Origin of the sequence: Escherichia sp. E10V10 (assembly GCF_004211985.1) — a bacterium.
Classification (GTDB): domain Bacteria; phylum Pseudomonadota; class Gammaproteobacteria; order Enterobacterales; family Enterobacteriaceae; genus Escherichia.
In genome coordinates this window covers 95,624-115,848 of record NZ_RHJO01000015.1, presented here as the reverse complement: position 1 = coordinate 115,848, position 20,225 = coordinate 95,624, and the positions used below count along the sequence as shown (strand labels likewise).

Annotated in this window: 13 protein-coding genes; 12 read left to right on the top strand and 1 reads right to left on the bottom strand. The window is 48.6% G+C overall.

Annotated elements, in window-relative coordinates; genetic code table 11:
* Positions 1–97 precede the first annotated feature (97 nt).
* Both D9736_RS16290 and D9736_RS16285 read left to right on the top strand, forming a co-directional pair.
* The gene (locus tag D9736_RS16290; protein WP_130221367.1) at positions 98–2,194 is read left to right on the top strand and encodes a RecQ family ATP-dependent DNA helicase; all 2,097 of its coding nucleotides are present in this window, start codon (positions 98–100) and stop codon (positions 2,192–2,194) included.
* Positions 2,101–3,396 (top strand): DNA-processing protein DprA, encoded by a 1,296-nt coding sequence (locus D9736_RS16285; protein WP_130258715.1) that lies wholly within the window; start codon positions 2,101–2,103, stop codon positions 3,394–3,396. Before D9736_RS16290 ends, D9736_RS16285 begins: the two co-directional genes overlap by 94 nt.
* 45 nt (positions 3,397–3,441) lie before the next feature.
* Here D9736_RS16285 and yhgN read toward each other — a convergent pair whose 3' ends face one another.
* Complete coding sequence (gene yhgN, locus D9736_RS16280; protein WP_130217718.1) at positions 3,442–4,035, bottom strand: NAAT family transporter YhgN; 594 nt, start codon at positions 4,033–4,035, stop codon at positions 3,442–3,444.
* A gap of 191 nt (positions 4,036–4,226) precedes the next feature.
* Here yhgN and asd point away from each other — a divergent pair, with 191 nt between their 5' ends.
* The 10 genes from asd (at position 4,227) to D9736_RS16230 (ending at position 20,225) form a co-directional block, all read left to right on the top strand.
* Positions 4,227–5,330, top strand: a complete 1,104-nt coding sequence (asd, locus tag D9736_RS16275; RefSeq protein ID WP_130217716.1) for an aspartate-semialdehyde dehydrogenase — start codon at positions 4,227–4,229, stop codon at positions 5,328–5,330.
* Positions 5,331–5,601: 271 nt separating this feature from the next.
* Positions 5,602–7,788 carry a 1,4-alpha-glucan branching enzyme gene (glgB, locus tag D9736_RS16270; RefSeq protein WP_130209043.1) on the top strand — a complete coding sequence of 729 codons (2,187 nt, stop codon included), beginning with the start codon at positions 5,602–5,604 and terminating at the stop codon, positions 7,786–7,788.
* A complete protein-coding gene (glgX, locus tag D9736_RS16265; protein ID WP_130258714.1) occupies positions 7,785–9,758 on the top strand; it encodes a glycogen debranching protein GlgX in 1,974 nt (657 codons plus the stop codon). Before glgB ends, glgX begins: the two co-directional genes overlap by 4 nt.
* A gap of 17 nt (positions 9,759–9,775) precedes the next feature.
* Positions 9,776–11,071, top strand: coding sequence for a glucose-1-phosphate adenylyltransferase (gene glgC / locus D9736_RS16260; RefSeq protein WP_130217714.1), 1,296 nt, complete (start codon positions 9,776–9,778; stop codon positions 11,069–11,071).
* The gene (glgA, locus tag D9736_RS16255) at positions 11,071–12,504 is read left to right on the top strand and encodes a glycogen synthase GlgA (RefSeq protein ID WP_130217712.1); all 1,434 of its coding nucleotides are present in this window, start codon (positions 11,071–11,073) and stop codon (positions 12,502–12,504) included. Before glgC ends, glgA begins: the two co-directional genes overlap by 1 nt.
* A gap of 18 nt (positions 12,505–12,522) precedes the next feature.
* Positions 12,523–14,970: a glycogen phosphorylase gene (glgP, locus tag D9736_RS16250; RefSeq protein WP_130221371.1), complete on the top strand. Its 2,448-nt coding sequence runs from the start codon at positions 12,523–12,525 to the stop codon at positions 14,968–14,970.
* Positions 14,971–15,451: 481 nt separating this feature from the next.
* Entirely contained in the window at positions 15,452–16,156 is a 705-nt protein-coding gene (locus D9736_RS16245; RefSeq protein ID WP_130258713.1) for a fimbrial protein, read from the top strand.
* Between the two features lie 120 nt (positions 16,157–16,276).
* Complete coding sequence (locus tag D9736_RS16240; protein WP_130258712.1) at positions 16,277–17,029, top strand: fimbria/pilus periplasmic chaperone; 753 nt, start codon at positions 16,277–16,279, stop codon at positions 17,027–17,029.
* 41 nt (positions 17,030–17,070) lie between these two features.
* On the top strand, positions 17,071–19,662 hold the full coding sequence (locus D9736_RS16235; RefSeq protein WP_165383168.1) for a fimbrial biogenesis usher protein: 2,592 nt from the start codon (positions 17,071–17,073) through the stop codon (positions 19,660–19,662).
* Positions 19,662–20,225 carry a fimbrial protein gene (locus tag D9736_RS16230; RefSeq protein WP_130258711.1) on the top strand — a complete coding sequence of 188 codons (564 nt, stop codon included), beginning with the start codon at positions 19,662–19,664 and terminating at the stop codon, positions 20,223–20,225. The genes D9736_RS16235 and D9736_RS16230 overlap by 1 nt, the downstream gene beginning before the upstream one ends.

Here is a 20,225-nt window from a genome sequence, read left to right as displayed (position 1 = left end):
TTCTCTTTTCTCCCCTCTTCATCTTTTTGATCTCTCTCGCAAATTTACCTGCTAATAATCCGTTCTAATCACTGCCTAAAGATCGCAGGAGATAAAGATGGAAAAGCACGGAGCTGAATTGCTTTTAAAGCGGATGTTAGGAAATACCACCGCTACTTTCAGGGAAGGGCAATGGGAAGCCATAGACGCGGTGGTGAACCAACGGCGAAAACTGCTGGTTGTCCAACGCACTGGCTGGGGGAAAAGTGCCGTGTACTTCATCGCCAGTAAAATCTTCCGCGATCGCGGCGTTGGCCCGACAATTATCATCTCTCCTTTGCTTGCCCTGATGCGTAACCAGGTTGCCGCCGCTGAACGGTTAGGTATTACGGCTGAAACGTTGAATTCTACAAACAGAGAAGAATGGCAGCGCATTAGCGATAAGTTGCTGCAAGGTGAGGTCGATTGCTTGCTGGTTTCCCCGGAACGTTTGGCAAACCAGGACTTTATCGAAACGGTTTTATATCCTATAGCCGATCGTATTGGCTTGCTTGTGGTCGACGAGGCGCACTGCATCTCTGATTGGGGCCACGATTTTCGCCCGGATTACCGACGTATATTAGATATTTTGCGCCAACTGCCTGCGAATACCCCTGTTCTGGGTACAACCGCGACAGCGAATAACCGTGTCGTTGAGGATATCCGTCAGCAATTGGGTGACATTGTGATTCAGCGTGGAACGCTGGCTCGCGAAAGTTTGGCGCTTGATGCCTTAGTCTTAGGTGAACAGTCATCCCGTCTGGCATGGTTAGCAACGGTTATCCCTCAGTTTTCCAAATCGGGAATTGTTTATACCCTGACTACTCGCGATGCCGAACTTGTCGCCGAGTGGTTAAGGAAAAATGGTATCAGTGCATTTGCTTACTACAGTGGCGTGACTTGTGAAGGCGCGGAAGATTCTAATACTGCCAGGGAATATCTGGAGCAGGCACTGCTGGCAAATAAAATTAAAGTTCTGGTCGCGACGACGGCGCTGGGAATGGGCTTTGACAAACCGGATTTGGGGTTTGTTATTCATTACCAGATGCCAGGTTCGATAGTTGGTTACTACCAACAGGTGGGGCGTGCCGGTCGCGGTATCGATTCTGCTGTTGGCATACTGCTTTGTGGCAGTGAAGACCGCGCTATTCATAAATTCTTCCGTGAAAGCGCCTTTCCTGCGGAGGCGCAAATTCATGAAATACTCAACGTACTTAGCGAGAATGACGGTCTTACCCTACGAGGCATTGAACAACGGACGAATCTTCGTTATGGGCAAATAGAAAAAGCACTGAAGTTACTGGTAGCTGAAAATCCATCGCCTGTGGTGTATACCGAGAAATTATGGCGCAGAACAATTGTCAGTTTTTCTCCTGACCATGAACGAATTAACCATTTGATGAATCAGAGAAAAAGCGAGCTGGAAGACGTTGAAAGCTATATCACGACCAAGGAGTGCAAAATGCAATTTCTGCGCCGCGCACTCGATGAGCCAAGTGCCGAACGTTGTGGTAAATGTAGCAGTTGTCTTCAGCATCCGTTGTTGTCGCCCGACATTGATAGCAGCTTACTCCATGCGGCAAATTTATTTATTAAACACGCTGACCTGCCATTAAATCTCAATAAACAGGTGGCAGCTGGGGCTTTTACGCAATACGGATTTAAAGGGAACTTGCCTGCGGGTTTACAAGGATCTACGGGGCGAGTCCTTTCTCGTTGGGGCGATTCCGGGTGGGGAAAGCAGGTAGCACAGGAGAAAAAAATGGGGCGCTTCAGTGATGAGCTGGTGGAGGCATGTGCGGAAATGGTTCGCCAACGCTGGAATCCGCATCCTGAACCAACCTGGGTATGCTGCGTTCCTTCATTAAGGCACCTCGACCTGGTTCCTGATTTTGCCCGGCGACTGGCGGCGAAACTAGGCTTACCTTTTATTGATGCCATTGGAAAAGTCGTGGACAATCCACCGCAGAAAATGCAGCAAAACCGTTTTCACCAGTGTCAAAATCTCGACGGGGCGTTTGTGATTACCCCTCCTTTGATGCCAGGTCCGGCGTTGCTGGTTGACGATATCGTGGATTCTGCATGGACGCTGACAGTTCTGACAGCACTGTTACGCCAGGCTGGTTGCCCGACGGTTTATCCTCTTGCCCTTGCTTCTACCTCGGTAAAAAATTGATGAATCTTTCAGCCAATGCACAAGCGACTCTCCTGCTAACCAGCGATTTTTCTCGCGCGGCGGCGAGTGAGTATAAACCTCTTAGTAATAGTGAATGGGGGAAGTTTGCATTATGGCTGAAGCACCAACGTATCAGTCCCGCCGATCTTCTGGTGCCGCAACCGCAAGAGAAACTTACAGGCTGGAGCGATCCGCGTATTTCACAGGAGCGTATTCTTGGCTTGCTGGCGCGGGGTCATAGTCTGGCGTTGGCGGTAGATAAGTGGCAACGCGCCGGTTTATGGATCTTAACTCGAGGAGATGCCGATTATCCCGTTCGCTTGAAAAACCGATTGCGAACGGATGCACCTCCCGTTTTATTTGGCTGCGGGAATAAAGCATTACTGCAAGCGGAAGGTATGGCGATTGTTGGCTCGCGAGACGCTCCGACTGACGATTTGCGCTATACCCAACAACTGGCAGCGAAACTGGCCCAACAGGGGATTTGCGTTATCTCTGGTGGTGCGCGAGGTATTGATGAGTGTGCAATGGCGTCGGCACTAGAGGCCGGGGGAACTGCCGTTGGCGTATTAGCTGATAGCTTGTTAAAAACGAGCACGTTAGTGAAATGGCGTGAAGGGCTTATAGCAGGCAACCTGGTGTTGATTTCGCCGTTTTACCCAGAGGTACGTTTCACTGTCGGCAATGCGATGGCGCGGAATAAATATGTTTATTGCCTTGCTGAAAGCGCAATGGTTGTACGTGCGGGAATGACCGGTGGAACGATAACTGGGGCGATGGAGGCATTAAAACATCAGTGGCTGCCTGTCCTGGTTAAACCAAATCAGGATGTGCAATCAGCCAATTCACGATTAGTAGAAAATGGGGCGTCATGGAGTGCTGAACAGGCTGAAAATGTGACGATCAGACTGCCAGACGTTCCTGGGCAGATGTATGACAGAGCATTCCGTAACGCTCAACCAGAACTGTTTTCGCTGCATGAAGATGACGCAAATTATGCAGTAATGCCTGCGCATACGCCTGTCGATTTTTATCAACTCTTTGTAGCGGAACTGGCGATCCTTGCAAAGGAATCGATAAGTATTGAAAGGCTGGCGTCTTGTACTGGTTTAACCATCGAACAAGCTAGTGTATGGCTGAATCGCGCAGAAGAAGAGGGAAGGGTTATCCGATTGGGCGAAGGTCATTATCAGTTCAGGTAATAAAACAGGTGCCGCGTCTGATTGTTTGCAGCACCTGTTTGAACCTTACCCCTTCATCCACATCCGAATGCCGTCGAGGAACATCTGGGTTGCCATCATCACCAGAATCAATCCCATCAGGCGTTCAAGTGCGTTCACTCCTTTCTCGCCCAGCAGACGTAAAAATAGCGATGACTGTAGCAGGATAACAAAGGTGCCGCCCCAGGCCAGCAGCAGCGCAATCACCAGATGCCCCATCTGATTCGGGTACTGGTGAGACAGCAACATTAATGTGGCGAGGATAGTCGGCCCTGCTACTAATGGGATTGCCAGCGGCACAATAAACGGCTCTTCACCTGCCGGAAGCCCACTGCTATTGCCCGAAGCACTGGGGAAAATCATCTTAATGGCGATCAGAAAGAGAATGATGCCGCCAGAAATGGAGACGGTTTCTGCCCGCAGGCTAAGAAATGCCAGAATTTTCTCACCCGCAAACAGGAACACCAGCATCACCATGAGAGCAATAAGCAACTCTCGCACCATGATTGCCCGACGTCTTTTCGGTTCTGTATGTTTCAGTACGGACATAAAAATAGGTAGGTTTCCGAGCGGATCCATAATCAAGATCAATAAAACTGCTGCAGAAATGATTTCATTCATAACTCAAGTTCCCTGATAATTGCCGTGGACTTTCTGCGTGCTACGAAAGCAGGATAAGTCGCATTACTGATGGCTTCGCTATCATTGATTAATTTCACTTGCGACTTTGGCTGCTTTTTGTATGGTGAAAGATGTGCCATGAGGACACCGGCACATATATACAGCACACATCTTTGCAGGAAAAAACGCTTATGAAAAATGTTGGTTTTATCGGCTGGCGCGGTATGGTCGGCTCCGTTCTCATGCAACGCATGGTTGAAGAGCGCGACTTCGACGCCATTCGCCCTGTCTTCTTTTCGACTTCACAGTCTGGTCAGGCTGCGCCTTCCTTTGGCGGTGCTTCTGGCACACTTCAGGATGCCTTTGATCTGGAGGCGCTGAAGGCTCTCGATATCATCGTAACCTGTCAGGGCGGCGAGTATACCAACGAAATCTATCCAAAGCTCCGTGAGAGCGGATGGCAAGGTTACTGGATTGACGCAGCATCGTCTCTGCGCATGAAAGATGACGCCATCATCATTCTTGACCCAGTCAATCAGGACGTCATTACTGATGGATTAAATAAAGGCATCAGGACTTTTGTTGGCGGTAACTGTACCGTAAGCCTGATGTTGATGTCGTTGGGCGGTTTATTCGCCAATGATCTTGTTGATTGGGTTTCCGTTGCAACCTACCAGGCGGCTTCCGGCGGTGGTGCGCGACATATGCGTGAGTTGTTAACCCAGATGGGCCAACTGTATGGCCATGTGGCGGATGAACTCGCGACACCGTCCTCTGCTATTCTCGATATTGAACGCAAAGTCACGACCTTAACCCGCAGCGGCGAGTTGTCAGTGGATAACTTTGGCGTGCCATTGGCAGGCAGCCTGATTCCGTGGATCGACAAACAGCTTGATAACGGTCAGAGCCGCGAAGAATGGAAAGGGCAGGCGGAAACCAACAAGATTCTCAACACATCTTCCGTTATTCCGGTAGATGGTTTGTGTGTGCGTGTCGGGGCGTTGCGCTGCCACAGCCAGGCATTCACCATCAAACTGAAAAAAGATGTGTCTATTCCGACCGTGGAAGAACTGTTGGCGGCCCATAACCCGTGGGCAAAAGTGGTTCCAAACGATCGCGAAATCACTATGCGTGAGCTAACCCCAGCTGCCGTCACCGGTACGCTGACCACGCCGGTAGGGCGTCTGCGTAAGCTGAATATGGGACCTGAGTTCCTGTCAGCCTTTACCGTGGGCGACCAGCTGCTGTGGGGGGCCGCGGAGCCGCTACGCCGGATGCTTCGTCAACTGGCGTAATGTTTATTCATTAAATTTGGGGCGTAATGCTGCCCCTTTTAGTGCGTAGTACAGGAGTAAGCGCAGATGTTTCATGATTTACCGGGAGTTAAATAGAGCATTGGCTATTCTTTAAGGGTGGCGGGATACATACGTATTCAATGCCTTACCTGAAGTGAGGACGGCGTAGAGAGGATGCACAGAGTGCTGCGCCGTTCAGGTCAAAAAAATGTCACAACCAGATGTCAAAAATTAGTTGGATGGGGTGACACAATAAAACAGGAAGACAAGCATGTCCGATCGTATCGATAGAGACGTGATTAACGCGCTAATTGCAGGTCATTTTGCGGATCCTTTTTCCGTACTTGGAATGCATAAAACCACAGCGGGACTGGAAGTCCGTGCCCTTTTACCTGACGCCACCGATGTGTGGGTAATTGAACCAAAAACTGGACGCAAAGTCGCTAAACTGGAGTGTCTCGACTCTCGTGGATTCTTCAGCGGCGTCGTTCCTCGGCGTAAAAATTTTTTCCGCTATCAGTTGGCGGTTGTCTGGCATGGCCAGCAGAATCTGATTGATGATCCTTACCGTTTTGGCCCTTTAATCCAGGAAATGGACGCCTGGCTGTTATCTGAAGGTACCCACCTGCGCCCGTATGAAACCTTAGGTGCGCACGCAGATACTATGGATGGCGTTACCGGCACGCGTTTTTCTGTCTGGGCGCCAAATGCCCGCCGTGTCTCGGTTGTTGGGCAATTCAACTACTGGGATGGTCGTCGTCACCCGATGCGCCTGCGTAAAGAGAGCGGCATCTGGGAACTGTTTATCCCTGGCGCGCATAACGGTCAGCTCTATAAATACGAAATGATTGATGCCAATGGCAATCTGCGTTTGAAGTCTGATCCTTATGCCTTCGAAGCGCAGATGCGCCCGGAAACCGCTTCCCTTATTTGCGGACTGCCTGAAAAGGTCGTGCAGACCGAAGAGCGCAAAAAAGCGAATCAGTTTGATGCGCCAATTTCTATCTATGAAGTTCACCTGGGGTCATGGCGTCGTCACGCCGACAACAACTTCTGGTTAAGCTACCGCGAACTTGCCGATCAGTTGGTGCCTTACGCGAAATGGATGGGCTTTACCCACCTCGAACTGTTGCCAATTAACGAGCATCCATTCGATGGCAGTTGGGGCTATCAGCCGACAGGTTTGTATGCGCCAACTCGCCGTTTTGGCACTCGCGATGATTTCCGCTATTTCATTGATGCCGCCCACGCAGCAGGTTTGAACGTGATTCTCGACTGGGTGCCGGGTCACTTCCCAACAGATGACTTTGCACTTGCCGAATTTGACGGTACAAATCTGTATGAACACAGCGATCCGCGTGAAGGCTACCATCAGGACTGGAATACCCTGATCTACAACTATGGTCGTCGCGAAGTCAGCAATTTCCTTGTTGGTAACGCGCTGTACTGGATCGAGCGTTTTGGTATCGATGCGCTGCGTGTCGATGCGGTTGCTTCGATGATTTATCGTGATTACAGCCGTAAAGAAGGTGAGTGGATCCCGAACGAGTATGGTGGACGCGAGAATCTGGAAGCGATTGAATTCCTTCGCAATACCAACCGTATTATCGGTGAACAAGTTCCTGGTGCAGTAACGATGGCGGAGGAGTCTACCGACTTCCCGAACGTTTCCCGCCCGCAGGATATTGGTGGTCTGGGCTTCTGGTACAAGTGGAACCTTGGCTGGATGCACGACACTCTGGATTACATGAAGCTCGACCCGGTTTATCGTCAATACCACCACAATAAACTCACCTTCGGGATGCTCTACAACTACACTGAAAACTTCGTCCTGCCGCTGTCGCACGACGAAGTGGTGCACGGCAAAAAATCGATTCTCGACAGGATGCCAGGCGATGCATGGCAGAAGTTTGCCAATCTGCGAGCCTACTATGCCTGGATGTGGGCGTTCCCGGGCAAGAAACTGTTGTTCATGGGTAATGAATTTGCCCAAGGGCGTGAGTGGAACCACGATGCCAGCCTCGACTGGCATCTGCTGGAAGGTGGCGACAACTGGCATCACGGTGTCCAGCGACTGGTACGCGATCTGAACCATACTTATCGTCACCACAAAGCTCTGCACGAGCTGGATTTCGACGCCTACGGCTTTGAATGGCTGGTGGTGGATGACCATGAACGCTCGGTGCTGATCTTTGTGCGTCGCGATAAAGAGGGTAACGAAATTATCGTTGCCAGCAACTTTACGCCGGTGCCGCGCCATGATTATCGCTTTGGCATTAATCAGCCAGGTAAGTGGCGTGAGATTCTCAACACCGATTCCATGCACTACCACGGCAGCAATGCTGGCAATGGCGGCGCGGTACATAGCGATGAGATCGCCAGCCACGGTCGTCAGCATTCATTGAGCCTTACTCTACCACCGCTGGCCACTATCTGGCTGGTGCGGGAGGGAGAATGACACAACTCGCCATTGGCAAACCTGCTCCCCTTGGCGCGCACTATGATGGCCAGGGCGTCAACTTCACGCTCTTTTCCGCTCATGCTGAGCGGGTAGAGCTATGTGTGTTTGACGCTCAGGGCATAGAACACCGGTATGACTTGCCAGGACGCAGCGGCGATGTCTGGCACGGTTACTTGCCGGATGCGCGCCCGGGTTTGCACTATGGGTATCGCGTACATGGCCCCTGGCAACCTGCCGTGGGGCATCGCTTTAACCCGGCGAAGTTGTTGATTGATCCTTGCGCGCGGCAAATTGAGGGTGAGTTTAAAGATAACCCGCTGCTGCATGCAGGCCATAATGAACCTGATTATCGTGACAACGCCGCCATTGCGCCGAAATGCGTGGTGGTGGTCGATCACTATGACTGGGAGGATGATGCCCCGCCGCGCACGCCGTGGGGCAGCACCATCATTTATGAAGCCCATGTCAAAGGATTAACCTATCTGCATCCGGAGATCCCGGTTGAGATCCGCGGCACCTATAAAGCGCTCGGCCATCCGGTGATGATCAACTATTTAAAACGGTTGGGCATTACCGCGCTGGAACTGTTGCCAGTGGCGCAGTTTGCCAGTGAACCGCGCCTGCAACGCATGGGGCTAAGTAACTACTGGGGCTACAATCCGGTGGCGCTGTTTGCGCTGCATCCGGCATATGCCAGCTCGCCCGAAACGGCGTTGGACGAGTTTCGCGACGCAGTGAAAGCCCTGCACAAGGCGGGTATTGAAGTCATTCTCGACATCGTACTCAACCACAGTGCGGAACTGGACCTCGACGGTCCGGTATTCTCACTGCGCGGGATCGACAACCGTAGCTATTATTGGATAAGAGACGACGGCGATTATCACAACTGGACTGGTTGTGGTAATACGCTCAATTTGAGCCATCCGGCGGTAGTGGAGTACGCCAGCGCCTGTCTACGCTACTGGGTGGAAACCTGCCACGTTGATGGTTTCCGCTTCGATCTCGCAGCAGTCATGGGGCGAACACCGGAGTTTCGTCAGGATGCGCCGCTGTTTACGGCTATCCAGAATTGCCCTGTGCTTTCGCAAGTGAAGTTAATTGCCGAACCGTGGGATATCGCGCCAGGTGGTTATCAGGTGGGCAATTTCCCACCGCTGTTTGCCGAGTGGAATGATCATTTCCGCGACGCCGCACGCCGTTTCTGGCTGCACTATAACCTGTCGCTGGGTGAGTTTGCCGGGCGTTTTGCCGCCTCCAGCGATGTTTTTAAACGTAATGGCCGTCTGCCGAGTGCTGCGATTAATCTCGTCACTGCGCATGACGGTTTTACGCTTCGCGACTGCGTTTGTTTCAACCATAAACACAATGAAGCAAATGGAGAGGAAAATCGCGACGGGACCAACAACAATTACAGTAACAATCATGGTAAAGAAGGGTTAGGCGGTACTCTTGATTTGATTGAACGGCGGCGCGACAGCATTCACGCCCTGTTAACGACGTTGTTGCTCTCCCAGGGTACGCCGATGTTACTGGCAGGTGATGAACATGGTCACAGCCAGCATGGCAATAACAATGCCTACTGTCAGGATAACCAACTAACGTGGTTGGACTGGTCGCAGGCAAACAGTGGGTTAACGGCGTTTACCGCCGCGTTAATCCATTTGCGCAAGCGCATTCCTGCTTTGGTAGAGGATCGCTGGTGGGAAGAAGGCGATGGCAATGTCCGTTGGCTGAATCGATATGCTCAACCTTTAAGCTCGGATGAGTGGCAAAACGGGCCAAAGCAGCTGCAAATTTTGCTTTCGGATCGTTTTTTGATCGCAATAAACGCCACGCTTGAGGTAACAGAGATTGTTTTACCTGCTGGGGAGTGGCACGCCATTCCCCCATTCGCTGGAGAGGATAACCCAGTGATTACGGCTGTCTGGCCGGGACCTGCACACGGATTGTGTGTGTTCCAGAGATGATAAAAAAGGAGTTAGTCATGGTTAGTTTAGAGAAGAACGATCACTTAATGTTGGCGCGCCAGCTGCCATTGAAATCTGTTGCCCTGATACTGGCGGGAGGACGTGGTACTCGCCTGAAGGATTTAACCAATAAGAGAGCAAAGCCTGCCGTACACTTCGGCGGTAAGTTCCGCATTATCGACTTTGCGCTGTCCAACTGCATCAACTCTGGGATCCGTCGTATGGGCGTGATCACCCAGTACCAGTCTCACACCCTGGTGCAGCATATTCAGCGCGGCTGGTCGTTCTTCAATGAAGAAATGAACGAGTTTGTCGACCTGCTGCCCGCGCAGCAGAGAATGAAAGGGGAAAACTGGTATCGCGGTACCGCAGACGCGGTCACTCAAAACCTCGATATCATCCGCCGCTATAAAGCGGAGTATGTGGTGATCCTGGCTGGTGACCACATCTACAAGCAAGACTACTCGCGAATGCTTATCGACCACGTCGAAAAAGGTGCGCGTTGTACTGTTGCTTGTATGCCAGTACCGATTGAAGAAGCCTCTGCATTTGGCGTTATGGCAGTCGATGAAAACGATAAAATTATCGAATTTGTTGAAAAACCGGCTAACCCGCCATCAATGCCAAACGATCCGAGCAAATCTCTGGCGAGTATGGGTATCTACGTCTTTGACGCCGACTATCTATATGAATTGCTGGAAGAAGACGATCGCGATGAAAACTCCAGCCACGACTTTGGTAAAGATTTGATTCCAAAAATCACCGAAGCAGGCCTGGCTTATGCGCATCCATTCCCTCTCTCTTGCGTACAGTCTGACCCAGACGCCGAGCCGTACTGGCGCGATGTGGGTACGCTGGAAGCTTACTGGAAAGCGAACCTTGATCTGGCCTCTGTGGTGCCGGAACTGGATATGTACGATCGCAACTGGCCAATTCGCACCTACAATGAATCATTGCCACCAGCGAAATTTGTTCAGGATCGCTCCGGTAGCCATGGGATGACCCTTAACTCACTGGTTTCCGGCGGTTGTGTAATCTCTGGTTCAGTGGTGGTGCAGTCCGTTCTGTTCTCGCGCGTTCGTGTTAATTCATTCTGCAACATTGATTCCGCCGTATTGTTACCGGAAGTATGGGTAGGTCGCTCGTGCCGTCTGCGCCGCTGTGTCATTGACCGCGCTTGTGTCATTCCGGAAGGCATGGTGATTGGTGAGGATGCAGAGGAAGATGCACGTCGTTTCTATCGTTCAGAAGAAGGCATCGTGCTGGTTACGCGCGAAATGCTACGGAAGTTAGGGTATAAACAGGAGCGATAATGCAGGTTTTACATGTATGTTCAGAGATGTTCCCGCTGCTTAAAACCGGCGGTCTGGCTGATGTTATTGGGGCATTACCCGCAGCACAAATCGCAGACGGCGTTGACGCTCGCGTACTGTTGCCTGCATTTCCCGATATTCGCCGTGGCGTGACCGATGCGCAGGTGGTATCTCGTCGTGATACCTTTGCCGGGCATATCACGCTGTTGTTCGGTCATTACAACGGGGTTGGTATTTACCTGATTGACGCGCCGCATCTCTACGATCGTCCCGGAAGCCCGTATCACGATACCAACTTATTTGCCTACACTGACAACGTGTTGCGTTTTGCGCTGTTGGGGTGGGTCGGGGCAGAAATGGCCAGTGGGCTGGACCCATTCTGGCGCCCTGATGTAGTGCACGCGCACGACTGGCATGCAGGCCTTGCGCCTGCGTATCTGGCGGCACGCGGGCGTCCGGCGAAGTCTGTGTTTACTGTGCACAATCTGGCCTATCAAGGCATGTTTTATGCACATCACATGAATGACATCCAACTGCCGTGGTCATTCTTTAATGTTCACGGGCTGGAGTTCAACGGGCAAATCTCTTTCCTGAAAGCCGGACTGTATTACGCTGACCATATTACAGCGGTTAGTCCGACCTACGCTCGCGAGATTACTGAACCACAGTTTGCCTACGGTATGGAAGGTCTACTTCAGCAGCGTCATCGTGAAGGACGACTTTCCGGCGTACTGAACGGCGTGGACGAGAAAATCTGGAGTCCAGAGACGGACTTACTTTTAGCCTCGCGTTACACCCGCGATTCATTGGAGGATAAAGCGGAGAATAAGCGCCAGTTGCAAATCGCAATGGGGCTTAAGGTTGACGATAAAGTGCCGCTTTTTGCAGTGGTGAGCCGTCTGACCAGCCAGAAAGGCCTGGATCTGGTGTTAGAAGCCTTACCGGGCCTTCTGGAACAGGGCGGACAACTGGCGCTGCTCGGCGCGGGCGATCCGGTATTGCAGGAAGGTTTCCTTGCTGCAGCAGCGGAACACCCCGGTCAGGTTGGTGTACAGATTGGTTATCACGAAGCATTTTCGCATCGCATTATGGGCGGCGCGGACGTCATTCTGGTGCCCAGTCGTTTTGAACCGTGCGGTTTAACACAACTTTATGGATTGAAGTACGGCACGCTGCCTTTGGTGCGGCGTACCGGTGGGCTTGCTGATACAGTCTCTGACAGTTCTCTAGAGAACCTCGCAGATGGCGTCGCCAGTGGGTTTGTCTTTGAAGATAGTAATGCCTGGTCGCTGTTACGGGCTATTCGACGTGCTTTTGTACTTTGGTCCCGTCCTTCACTTTGGCGGTTTGTGCAACGTCAGGCTATGGCAATGGATTTTAGCTGGCAGGTCGCGGCGAAGTCGTACCGTGAGCTTTACTATCGCTTGAAATAGTTTTCAGGAAACGCCTATATGAATGCTCCGTTTACATATTCATCGCCCACGCTTAGCGTAGAAGCTCTTAAGCATTCTATCGCTTATAAGCTGATGTTTACGATTGGAAAGGACCCGGTCGTCGCCAATAAACATGAATGGCTGAACGCAACGTTATTTGCTGTGCGCGATCGTCTCGTGGAGCGCTGGTTACGCTCGAACCGTGCCCAACTGTCGCAAGAAACTCGTCAGGTTTATTACCTTTCGATGGAGTTTTTGATTGGCCGTACTCTCTCCAACGCCATGTTGTCGTTAGGTATTTATGACGATGTTCAGGGGGCGCTGGAGTCGATGGGGTTAAATCTCGAAGAGTTGATTGATGAAGAAAATGACCCGGGCCTCGGGAACGGTGGTCTGGGACGCCTGGCAGCTTGCTTCCTGGATTCACTGGCGACTTTAGGGTTACCAGGTCGCGGCTACGGTATTCGTTACGACTACGGCATGTTCAAGCAGAACATCGTTAACGGCAGTCAGAAAGAGTCACCGGACTACTGGCTGGAATACGGCAACCCGTGGGAATTTAAACGACACAATACGCGCTACAAAGTGCGTTTTGGTGGACGTATTCAGCAAGAAGGCAAGAAAACTCGCTGGATTGAAACTGAAGAAATTCTGGCCGTTGCTTATGACCAGATAATCCCCGGCTATGACACTGACGCAACTAATACCCTGCGTTTATGGAGCGCACAAGCCAGTAGCGAAATTAACCTGGGTAAATTCAACCAGGGGGACTACTTCGCGGCGGTGGAAGACAAAAACCACTCCGAGAACGTATCCCGCGTACTGTACCCGGACGACTCCACTTATTCCGGGCGTGAACTGCGTCTGCGTCAGGAATACTTCCTGGTTTCCTCGACCATTCAGGACATTTTAAGCCGCCATTATCAGCTGCATAAAACCTACGATAATCTGGCAGATAAAATCGCGATTCATCTCAATGACACTCATCCGGTGCTGTCGATTCCTGAGCTGATGCGTCTGCTGATTGACGAGCATAAATTCAGCTGGGATGACGCTTTTGAAGTGTGCTGCGAGGTCTTCTCTTACACCAACCACACGCTGATGAGCGAGGCGCTGGAAACCTGGCCGGTCGATATGCTGGGTAAAATTCTGCCGCGTCACTTGCAGATAATCTTTGAAATCAATGACTATTTCCTGAAAACCTTGCAAGAGCAGTATCCGAACGACACTGACCTGCTGGGACGGGCGTCAATCATTGATGAATCCAACGGGCGTCGTGTGCGGATGGCCTGGCTGGCGGTTGTCGTGAGTCATAAAGTTAACGGTGTTTCAGAGTTGCACTCTAACCTGATGGTGCAGTCGCTGTTTGCTGATTTTGCGAAAATTTTCCCGGGTCGTTTCACCAACGTTACCAACGGTGTGACGCCGCGTCGCTGGCTGGCGGTAGCGAACCCATCGCTTTCAGCTGTGCTGGACGAGCACCTGGGCCGTAACTGGCGCACCGACCTTAGCCTGCTGAGCGAGCTGCAACAGCATTGTGATTTCCCGATGGTCAACCATGCGGTGCATCAGGCGAAGCTGGATAACAAAAAACGTCTGGCCGAGTACATCGCCCAGCAGTTGAATGTGGTGGTGAATCCGAAGGCGCTGTTTGATGTGCAGATCAAACGTATTCACGAATACAAACGTCAATTGATGAATGTGTTGCACGTTATCACTCGTTATAACCGTATCAAGGCCGATCCGGATGCTAATTGGGTGCCGCGCGTGAATATTTTTGGTGGCAAGGCCGCTTCGGCTTATTACATGGCGAAGCACATTATCCATTTGATCAACGATGTAGCTAAAGTGATCAACAACGATCCGCAGATTGGCGACAAGTTGAAAGTGGTGTTTATCCCGAACTACAGCGTTAGTCTTGCGCAGTTGATCATTCCGGCGGCCGATCTGTCTGAACAGATTTCGCTGGCGGGGACGGAAGCCTCCGGCACCAGTAACATGAAGTTTGCCCTTAACGGCGCGCTGACTATCGGTACGCTGGACGGTGCGAACGTCGAAATGCTGGATCATGTCGGTGATGACAATATCTTTATCTTTGGTAACACAGCGGAAGAAGTGGAAGAACTGCGTCGTCAGGGTTACAAACCGCGTGAATACTACGAGAAAGATGAAGAGCTGCATCAGGTGCTGACGCAAATCGGCAGCGGTGTATTCAGTCCGGAAGATCCGGGACGCTATCGCGATCTGGTTGATTCGCTGATCAACTTTGGCGACCACTATCAGGTACTGGCGGATTATCGCAGCTATGTCGATTGTCAGGATAAAGTCGACGAACTCTACGAGCGTCAGGAAGAGTGGACAGCAAAAGCGATGCTTAACATCGCCAATATGGGCTACTTCTCTTCAGACCGTACGATCAAAGAGTACGCCGATCATATCTGGCATATTGATCCAGTGAGATTGTAAGTTCGCAAAGTGGTAACTGCCGTGTGTTCCCTTAAAGCTATCGTTAATGGGCACACGGCATTTTTATATCAGATAAACGATATGTCATGACAATTTACATACAGTATCGATATATAATTAATATTTATTAATTCTTAATAAAAATCCTCATCTGAGTATGTATCATATAATAAGCATTATAAGTGACTAATAAATTATTTATTATATTTATATATTGCCGCGCTCCTCAGTTATACTGCCTAAAATAAATCTCTTTGTTTTCAAATGACTGTATTTTTATATAAAGTCAATCATTGCGAGCATGGATTCTTTTAGTTACATTACCAGGCAGCTTATATAATATTTTCCAGCCATTATATCTCTTAATTTTCTGGGGTTAACCACACCAGCTTTATTCATTTAAATAATGTGATTTGTTAAAGCTGAATGTAAAAATAATCGCCAATATTGCTTGGATTTTTTAACAAAAGGAAAGGTATAAATGAAATTCAATCTATCTAATTTATCCGTGGTTTTACTCGCATCAGGAATGCTGATGTCAACTGCGGTAACCGCTGCGCCAGACGATGCATCACAATTTGGTGGTGCGGATAAAAACTGGAGCACCGCTGATTATCCAAAACTCACCGATATGGATGACAACACTGATGCGATGGGCGGAAACATTCGCTTTACTGGTCGAGTGGTTAAAGCGACGTGTAAGGTCGCTACAGAATCAAAACAGATTGAAGTGGTACTGCCAGTCGTACCTTCTAACGCTTTCACGGGCATTGATACCGAAGCGACGGGCGCCAGTAACCAGACTGACTTCAACATTAAGCTGACCGATTGTAGCAATACGGACAGTCAAGACATTGAGTTTCGTTTTACTGGCGCCGCAGACGGTGCCAACCAGACGCTTGCCAATGAAGTGGAAGGACTTGCTAATGCTGATGGTACTGGCGAAACGGGAGCAACAGGTGTAGGGATTCGTATTTATTCTAAAAACACGACAACTGATGGCCTGATTAAACTGAATACACAAACTCCTCAGGGGAGTGGTTCTTCGGCAGCTTACGTGATTCCTGGCGATGCTGCTACCCATGATTTTACTGCCGCATTTACCGCAGGCTATGCGCAGAACGGTAGTTCCGTTGCACCAGGTCTGGTGAAAGCTACGGCAAGTTTCGTCGTGCTGTACGAATAATTACAGCAAAATAATTTCAGGTTACAGTTACTTGTAGCCTGAAATTAATATTACGTGTTTATTTGTAATAAATAGACTCGTATCAGTAATTACAATTAATTTCATCTACAAGGATGCAGTATGAGATGGATTTCAAAAAATAAATGTTTTACGAATAGAAACATTAATTCTTTGCAGAAGGCTCATTATGTCATAAGGGCCGGTGTTCTATTTTTACTATCCGCCATATCTATCAATGCTATTGCTGCGGGTGGCTTCGGTCTTGGTTCTACGCGTCTGGTTTATCCATCTGACAGTCAGCAAATTACGTTAAGTGTACAGAATGGTGGGGCTAACACCAGCTATTTAATCCAGTCATGGATTGATGACAATCAAAGCAGTAAAAAAAGTCAGGATTTTGTGGTTACGCCTCCTTTATTTATGTTGCCAACGCGAAAAGAAGCCTCATTGAGGATAATGTTTATTGGTAAATCACAGTTACCGACTGATCGCGAAACATTATTCTGGATGAATGTGAAAGCGATTCCGCCAACGGATGAGAAGAATACCCAGAAAAACACGTTACAACTGGCGTTACAAAACAGAATTAAATTATTTTACCGTCCGAATAATTTACCCGTTCAAGCTGGTAAAGCACGGGATATGCTGCGATTTAAATACGAAGGTAAACAGCTGAGAGTCATTAACCCTTCTCCCTATTATCTGACGGTGACTGGAATCAGGGTGCAAGGGGCAAAATTACCCAATGCGTTTGTTCCACCGAAAAGTGACGTAACAGTGTCTTCACCAGTGACGTTAGCCGGTGAAATTACTTATCAAACTATCAATGATTACGGTGCCACAACGGCCAGGCAAAAGGGAACGATGCAATAAACCTGGAAGATTAAAACGTTAAAGCAACTCAGGTCAGGGATATGAACCTAAAGCTCAGAAAACTCGAACACAGGATGGCAAGGCACAAGCAGATGAGGCGGTGTATGCTGCTTCTACTGACACTTTTGCCTACGTGTTCAGTGGCGGGTATGCGCTTTAACCCTGCATTCCTGTCGGGTGATACTGAAGCTGTTGCTGATTTATCTCGTTTTGAGAAAGGGATGACGTATCTTCCTGGTAGCTATGAGGTTGAAATATGGGTCAATGATTCGCCTTTGACATCACGTAAGGTTACTTTCAAAGCTGATGATCAGAATCAGTTGATCCCCTGTTTTTCGCTCGATGAGTTAGTTACTTTAGGAATTAACAAAAGTGCATTGCCGGAGCAGGCGCAAGCAGAGGGGAATAATTGTCTCGATTTACGTATATGGTTTGCAGAAGTTCAATATACTCCTGAACTGGATGCGCAACGACTCAAACTGACCTTTCCGCAGGCAATATTAAAGCATGAAGCACGTGGTTATATTCCACCTGAGGAATGGGATAATGGTATCCCAGCCATTCTTATTAATTATGATTTTTCTGGCAACAGCGATCGTGGAGACTATGCGTCTGATAGTTATTATTTAAATCTTCGTTCAGGTTTAAACTTAGGAGCGTGGCGTTTTCGTGATTATTCTACATGGAGTCGTTCAGGTAATTCACCGGGTAAAATTGCACATGTGAGTAGTACGTTACAACGGGTCATTATTCCATTCAAAAGTGAATTAACACTGGGTGATACCTGGTCTTCATCAGATGTTTTCGACAGCGTGAGTATTCGGGGTGTCAAACTTGAGTCCGATGAAAACATGCTGCCGGATAGCCAAAGTGGCTTTGCCCCGACTGTGCGCGGCATTGCTAAAAGTAATGCCCAGGTCACGATTAAACAAAATGGCTATGTTATTTATCAGACATATACTCCCCCTGGGCCTTTTGAAATCAACGATCTGAACCCTACGTCTTCCGCAGGGGATTTAGAAGTTACGATCAAAGAGTCTGATAATTCCGAAACTATCTATACCATTCCTTACGCCGCTGTACCCATCCTTCAACGCGAAGGACATATTAAATATTCCGCAACTGCCGGTAAATATCGTAGTAATAGCTATAATCAAAACAATCCGAATATCTTTCAAGGCGATTTGATTTGGGGGTTACCCTGGGATATTACCGCCTATGGAGGGATACAATACGCTAATAATTATCGGGCAATAGCACTCGGGCTTGGGTTCAACCTTGGTATGTTTGGTGCGACCTCATTTGATTTGACGCAAGCCAATAGCACGCTTGCTGATGGCAGTAAACATCAAGGGCAATCGTACCGTTTTCTATACTCAAAATCGTTAGTGCAAACAGGTACGGCTTTTCAGATTATTGGTTATCGTTACTCGACGGAGGGATTTTATTCGTTGAGTGATACGACATACAAACAAATGTCGGGTACGGTTATCGATCCAGATACCCTTAATGAAAAAGACTATGTTTATAACTGGAATGATTTTTATAATTTACGTTATAACAAAAGAGGAAAATTTCAGGCGAATATATCACAACCATTGGGTGAATATGGCTCTATGTATTTGGCAGCGAGTCAACAAACTTACTGGAATACGAATAATAAAGATACCTTATACCAGGTTGGCTATAATACGAGTGTGCATGGGGTTTATTTAAATATTGCTTATAATTACAGCAAATCACCAGGTTCAGATGCGGACAGAATCTTATCCGTCAATATATCATTGCCGATCAGCAATTGGTTATCACCAGCAGTCGATGGGCGCACTGCGACAAATTCTATGACTGCGACCTATGGTTACAGTCAAGATAATAGCGGTCATGTGAATCAGTATGCTGGAGTATCTGGTTCACTGCTGGAACAACATAATCTCAACTATAATATTCAACAAAATTTTGCCAATCAGAATAATAGCGGAAATGGATCGGTAGGTTTAAATTACCGCGGTACTTATGGTTCACTAAATTCCGGATACAGCTACGATAATAATGGTAACCAGCAATTTAACTATGGTTTAAGTGGTGCCATGGTTGTTCACGAAAATGGTTTAACGCTAAGTCAGCCGTTAGGTGAAACAAATATACTGATAAAAGCACCAGGAGCAAACAATGTAAATGTGGAGCGCGGAACGGGGGTTAAAACAGACTGGCGTGGCTATGCTGTCGTGCCTTATGCCACGGAATATCGGCGTAATAATATCTCTTTAGACCCTATGTCTATGAGTATGCATACAGAATTAGATGCCACTACTATGGAAGTGATACCCAGTAAAGGTGCTTTAGTTCGCGCTGAGTTTAATGCACATGTCGGTATTCGTGGTTTATTTAATCTTCACTATCGTAATAAACCAGTTCCATTTGGTGCGACGGCCAGTGTACCCACTGAGGGGACCACTCAGATTACAGGAATAGTGGGTGACAGTGGGCAGGTTTATCTCTCCGGTTTGCCTTTACAAGGCATAATAAATATACAGTGGGGAGAAAGTTCTTATCAGCAATGTCAGGCAAGCTATCAATTACCGGAAAGCGAGCTGGATAATGCCATTAGCTATGCAAATCTGGAGTGCCGCTAATGAATATATTACAGAAATTTATTCTATTAATTTTTACATCATTATTCATGATGGTGATTTCATGTAACGCACTGGCTAACGATACCGTAATAGTCACATTTACAGGACAATTATTAGCAAAAACGTGTGATATTACAGCTGGAAGCAAAGATCAGCCAGTAAATATGGGAACTTATGACGTCAATGATTTTTTGAATGTAGGGGATGTTTCTGGCAGCCATACATTTACGATCAATCTGGAAGGATGTCCTACAACAACCAGTACTGTTTATAGTTCAGGAGTAAGTGCTAATGTGAGGTTTACTGGAGATACTGATGCTATCAATACCACTTTATTACGCCTTACTTCCAGTGCAGATAGTGCAACTGGAGTGGGCGTCGAAATTTTAGATAGCAATGATAAAATTATATCAATTAATAGTGAGTCAGGGTTCAAAGAATTAATTTTAGATAATAATGGCGATGCCAGTTTAGCCTTTAAACTCCGCTATAAGTCAACTCAGCAAAACGTACATGCGGGGCAGGCGAATGCACTGTTGTACTTTGATATAGATTATCAGTGA

Coding starts and splice junctions, on each gene's coding strand:
- D9736_RS16245 (WP_130258713.1), top strand. CDS start 15,452: ATGAAATTCAATCTATCTAATTTATCCGTGGTTTTACTCGCATCAGGA.
- D9736_RS16230 (WP_130258711.1), top strand. CDS start 19,662: ATGAATATATTACAGAAATTTATTCTATTAATTTTTACATCATTATTC.
- asd (WP_130217716.1), top strand. CDS start 4,227: ATGAAAAATGTTGGTTTTATCGGCTGGCGCGGTATGGTCGGCTCCGTT.
- glgA (WP_130217712.1), top strand. CDS start 11,071: ATGCAGGTTTTACATGTATGTTCAGAGATGTTCCCGCTGCTTAAAACC.
- glgP (WP_130221371.1), top strand. CDS start 12,523: ATGAATGCTCCGTTTACATATTCATCGCCCACGCTTAGCGTAGAAGCT.
- glgB (WP_130209043.1), top strand. CDS start 5,602: ATGTCCGATCGTATCGATAGAGACGTGATTAACGCGCTAATTGCAGGT.
- D9736_RS16285 (WP_130258715.1), top strand. CDS start 2,101: ATGGACGCTGACAGTTCTGACAGCACTGTTACGCCAGGCTGGTTGCCC.
- D9736_RS16235 (WP_165383168.1), top strand. CDS start 17,071: ATGAACCTAAAGCTCAGAAAACTCGAACACAGGATGGCAAGGCACAAG.
- glgC (WP_130217714.1), top strand. CDS start 9,776: ATGGTTAGTTTAGAGAAGAACGATCACTTAATGTTGGCGCGCCAGCTG.
- yhgN (WP_130217718.1), bottom strand. CDS start 4,035: ATGAATGAAATCATTTCTGCAGCAGTTTTATTGATCTTGATTATGGAT.
- D9736_RS16290 (WP_130221367.1), top strand. CDS start 98: ATGGAAAAGCACGGAGCTGAATTGCTTTTAAAGCGGATGTTAGGAAAT.
- glgX (WP_130258714.1), top strand. CDS start 7,785: ATGACACAACTCGCCATTGGCAAACCTGCTCCCCTTGGCGCGCACTAT.
- D9736_RS16240 (WP_130258712.1), top strand. CDS start 16,277: ATGAGATGGATTTCAAAAAATAAATGTTTTACGAATAGAAACATTAAT.